A 4,675-nucleotide genomic window follows, 5' to 3' on the forward strand; every position below is an offset into this window, starting at 1 on the left:
TTGTTATTTGTTGCTTGAATTGATAAACAGAACCATATCAAAAAAGACAAAGTCATTCTCAAATCTGGTTGAAAAAATCAGAATCTGTTTAGTGTATTATTTAAGTTTAGATTATATCTGCAATCAGGTTGGAGATGGAGCCAAAAAAAAAAGATCAGAACCAGAATTAAAATTCAGTTCTGACTTATTTTCAGCATAATAAAAAAGTAAACGCCTATTTATAATGGGTAACAAGGTATTTTATGCTCATTCATTAAAACTTTCGGATAGCAATGTTATTTTATGAAGGTTTTAGTGTTAATTATTTTGTTATGAATTAGAATGATCTTCATTAGAAAGCTCGTTGTCTTACCTGATGACGAGCTTTTGTTTGAGTCCTCCATATGTTTATGAATAAAATTTAAATAAAGTGTGTATTTATGATAAAAATACTAAATGTAACCTTAAGTACAGAATGGACAGAAGGCAAACAAATGTATATGGTTTGCGGTCTACTCAAAGAGAAAAAGTATATACAACAATATATCTTGTGTCCTGAAAATGCTGCCTTAGTAAACAGATGTAAAGAGGATAATGCTAATTATTTTACTTATAAAAAAAATGCGTTTAAGTTTTTTAATTTGATAGTATCAATAGTATCGATATGTAAAAGAGAAAATATTTCAGTTCTTCATATTCATGGCATATCGGCTTTAAGTGCAGCTTTAGCAGCGATGAATTTTTTATCTAGTGGCTTTAGCCCATTCTATTCGTTTGCACAATTTGAATAGGAATGGGCTTTAGCCCATTCACTAAAATAAGTTTCGTATTCGGCTTTAGCCAAAATCTTCCACTTTAATTTAAAACGGTAGTAAACCAGCAAAGGGAAGTCAATCCCCAAAAGGCATAAAAAAAAACCCGAACATTTGTTCGGGTTTTTCTATATAAGTAAGTAATCTAAATTGAGTTGATAAAACGTTTATTTTACTTTATTAAGTATTGCTTTGAAAGCTTCTGGGTGGTTCATCGCTAAATCTGCAAGAACTTTACGGTTCAATTCGATATTGTTAGCTTTTACTTTACCCATGAATTGTGAATAAGACATTCCCTCTAATCTAGCTCCAGCGTTGATACGTTGAATCCACAAAGCGCGGAAATTTCTTTTGTTCACTTTTCTATCGCGGTAAGCGTAGCACATTGCTTTCTCAACCGCATTCTTAGCAACTGTCCAAACGTTTTTACGTCTACCAAAGAAACCTTTGGCTTGCTTCATTATTTTTTTTCTTCTTGCTCTTTTAGCAACTGAATTTACCGATCTTGGCATAATTTTACTGTTTTTTTGTAGCAGGCGTCCTGAATTGAATCAAAGGAACTTAAGGCCATACTCCAAGGTTATTAAATGTGTTGTAACCTAAAGAATTCTGTAAAGCAATAGTCTTAATACTTAATTCTCAAGACTTACTACTTTTATTAGATGATTCTTAATTGTTGTTTGATGCTTTTCATATCTGTAGTGTGAACTAGCGCTGAGTGAGTCAAAGCTAATTTACGTTTTTTAGATTTTTTAGTCAAGATGTGACTTTTAAAAGCATGCTTTCTTTTAATCTTTCCAGAACCAGTAACTTTGAAACGTTTTTTGGCGCTAGATTTGGTTTTCATTTTAGGCATTTTTTCCTAGATTTTTAATTTATTCTTACTTACTTATTTTTCTCTTCCAAGTCCTCCCCGAAGGGGAGAGTACTAGGAAGCTTATATGGTCTATCCTCTTTTTGTTCCCCTCCTTTGGAGGGGCTAGGGGAGGTTTTACTTTTTCTTCTTCGGCGCAATGAACATGATCATTCGCTTTCCTTCCAATACAGGCATAGCCTCTACTTTTCCAAATTCTTCTAAATCAGTAGCCAATCTCAAAAGTAAAATTTGCCCTTGATCTTTGTAAATGATAGAACGTCCTTTAAAGAATACAAATGCTTTTAATTTAGCTCCTTCTTTTAAGAATTTCTCAGCATTTTTTCTTTTAAATTCGTAATCATGCTCATCAGTTTGAGGACCAAAACGGATTTCTTTAACCACAACTTGAGAAGACTTGGCTTTTAAAACTTTATCTCGCTTCTTTTGCTCGTAGATAAACTTCTTATAATCCATGATCTTGCAAACTGGTGGTTCAGCATTTGGAGAAATTTCAACTAAATCCAATTCAAACTCATCTGCAAGACGTAATGCTTCGGATAATTTAAAAACACCAGGTTCTATATTTTCTCCTACTAGTCTTACTTCTTGTAACCCACGAATATTGTTGTTTATTCTGTGAGCATCCTTTTTCTCTACTCGAGGTTGGTAACCTCTGTTGCTTCTTATTGCTATGACTTTATAATTTAAGTTAAACTGTAAATACTTTTAATGTTTTGCTGATTTCTTCTTCAACAATAGCTGCAAATTCCTCTATTGTTACGCTTATATTTCCTTTGCCTTCTTGACCGTGACGACGGATCGAAATGGTGCCGTTTTTCTCTTCTTCCTCACCTACAATTAACATAAATGGGGTTTTCTGCATTTCGGCATCTCTGATTTTCTTTCCAATAGTCTCGTTTCTATTGTCTAGCAGGGCGCGAATTTCGTGATTTTCTAGCAGATTTAAAACTTTTTTTGCATAATTTTCATATTTCTCACTCAAACACAAGATTATAGCCTGTTCCGGCATTAACCAAAGAGGGAAATTTCCTGCTGTGTGTTCTAGTAGAATAGCAATGAATCTCTCCATAGAACCAAAGGGGGCTCTGTGAATCATTACAGGTCTATGTAATTCGTTATCAGAACCTTTGTAAGTCAATTCGAAACGCTCTGGTAAGTTATAATCAACTTGAATTGTTCCTAATTGCCATTGTCTACCCAAAGCATCTTTGACCATGAAATCCAATTTTGGACCATAAAAAGCAGCTTCACCATATTCAACAACAGTGTTCAGTCCTTTGTCTTTGGCGGCATTGATAATGGCATTTTCTGCTTTTTCCCAGTTTTCGTCACTACCAATGTATTTTTCTCTATTTTCTTTATCGCGCAAAGACACTTGAGCAGTAAAGTTTTCGAATCCTAATGAGCCAAAAACGTAGAGAACTAAGTCAATTACTTTCTTGAACTCTTCGTCCAGTTGTTCTGGAGTACAAAAGATATGAGCATCGTCCTGAGTAAACCCTCGAACACGAGTCAATCCATGCAATTCTCCACTTTGCTCGTAACGGTAAACTGTTCCAAATTCTGCATAGCGTTTTGGTAAATCTTTGTAAGACCACGGGCGTACATTGTAAATCTCACAGTGATGAGGGCAGTTCATTGGTTTTAGTAAGAACTCTTCTCCTTCTGCTGGGGTGTTGATAGGTTGAAAACTATCGGCACCATATTTAGCATAGTGTCCAGAAGTCACATACAATTCTTTTTGTCCAATATGTGGAGTTACTACTTGCTCGTAACCTGCTTTTTTCTGTGCTTTTTTCAAAAATTGTTCCAAACGATCTCTTAGTGCAGCTCCTTTTGGTAGCCACAACGGTAAACCTTGTCCTACTTTCTGTGAAAAAGCGAACAACTCTAGTTCTTTGCCTAGTTTTCTGTGGTCACGACGTTTCGCTTCTTCAAGAAGTTCTAGGTATTCAGTCAACTCTTTTTGTTTTGGAAACGAAGTACCGTAAACTCTAGTTAGTTGTTTGTTTTTTTCATCACCCCTCCAATAGGCACCGGCGACACTCATGATTTTTACCGCTTTAATAATGCCTGTATTTGGAATGTGACCTCCTCTACATAAATCTGTAAAAGTGGCATGATCACAAAAAGTAATGGTACCGTCTTCTAGGTTGCTAATCAATTCTGTCTTGTATACATTGTTTTTGTATACCTCTAATGCTTCCGCTTTGGTTACGGCGCGCATTTTAAATTCATGTTTTTCTTTCGAAATTGCTAACATGCGGCTTTCGATAGCTTTGAAGTCGGCTTCAGTAATTTTGCTGTCGCCAAAATCAACATCATAGTAAAAACCATTGGCAATTGCAGGACCAAGAGTCAGTTGAATGCCAGGAAACATTTCTTCTAGTACTTGCGCCATTACGTGCGAAGTCGAGTGCCAAAATGCTTTTTTACCCTCAGCATCATTCCAAGTATATAAAATAAGACTCCCGTCAGTGGTCAGTGGCGTGCTCGTTTCAATAGTGGTGCCTTCAAAAGATGCCGAAATGACATTTCTTGCAAATCCCTCACTAATGTTTTTGGCAACCTCCATTGGAGTAATGCCTGGCGCAAACGCTCTAATCGACCCATCGGGTAAAGTAATATTAATCATTGTTCTTTATATTTTAGGAATGCAAATATAAACGTTTACCAAAACACATACAATATAAAGGACTTGTTTCTTTTTCAGGAGCTATTTCCGGCTGTCCGCTATATCTCTTAGGGCGAACCCCGCCCCAAGAGGATGCCGCTCCCATCCGGGCTAGGGCATTTGTACTCACAAGAGGTTTCTGTCTTTGTTCTTACATATAATTTCATAGCTATCCGAAAGTCTAAAATAAAAAATGCCTGAGAATCCCGTATTTTTGATTTTGCGAAACAAATAATACTTTATGGGACTCTTCAGGCGAAACAAAAATATCAAAAAACCAGTTATTCGACAAATTATTGACCTTGTTCCTCGATGGATGCTTGAATCTTGTGC

Annotated in this window: 5 protein-coding genes and 1 pseudogene; 2 read left to right on the plus strand and 4 right to left on the minus strand. The window is 35.9% G+C overall.

The window, feature by feature from the left end; all coding sequences use genetic code 11:
• Positions 1–199 (plus strand): annotated as a pseudogene (locus tag AO58_RS18205) (IS4 family transposase); the annotation flags it as partial.
• Between the two features lie 220 nt (positions 200–419).
• Positions 420–770, plus strand: coding sequence for a hypothetical protein (locus AO58_RS0116585; protein ID WP_024982754.1), 351 nt, complete (start codon positions 420–422; stop codon positions 768–770).
• A gap of 188 nt (positions 771–958) precedes the next feature.
• Here AO58_RS0116585 and rplT read toward each other — a convergent pair whose 3' ends face one another.
• The 4 genes from rplT to thrS form a co-directional block, all read right to left on the minus strand.
• Positions 959–1,303 (minus strand): 50S ribosomal protein L20, encoded by a 345-nt coding sequence (gene rplT / locus AO58_RS0116590; RefSeq protein WP_024982755.1) that lies wholly within the window; start codon positions 1,301–1,303, stop codon positions 959–961.
• Positions 1,304–1,449: 146 nt separating this feature from the next.
• Complete coding sequence (gene rpmI / locus AO58_RS0116595) at positions 1,450–1,647, minus strand: 50S ribosomal protein L35 (protein WP_024982756.1); 198 nt, start codon at positions 1,645–1,647, stop codon at positions 1,450–1,452.
• 135 nt (positions 1,648–1,782) lie between these two features.
• On the minus strand, positions 1,783–2,340 hold the full coding sequence (gene infC / locus AO58_RS17865) for a translation initiation factor IF-3 (protein WP_369803201.1): 558 nt from the start codon (positions 2,338–2,340) through the stop codon (positions 1,783–1,785).
• Positions 2,341–2,356: 16 nt separating this feature from the next.
• Positions 2,357–4,303, minus strand: coding sequence for a threonine--tRNA ligase (gene thrS, locus AO58_RS0116610; RefSeq protein ID WP_024982758.1), 1,947 nt, complete (start codon positions 4,301–4,303; stop codon positions 2,357–2,359).
• Positions 4,304–4,675: the final 372 nt, after the last annotated feature.

Origin of the sequence: Flavobacterium succinicans LMG 10402 (assembly GCF_000611675.1) — a bacterium.
Lineage (GTDB): Bacteria > Bacteroidota > Bacteroidia > Flavobacteriales > Flavobacteriaceae > Flavobacterium > Flavobacterium succinicans.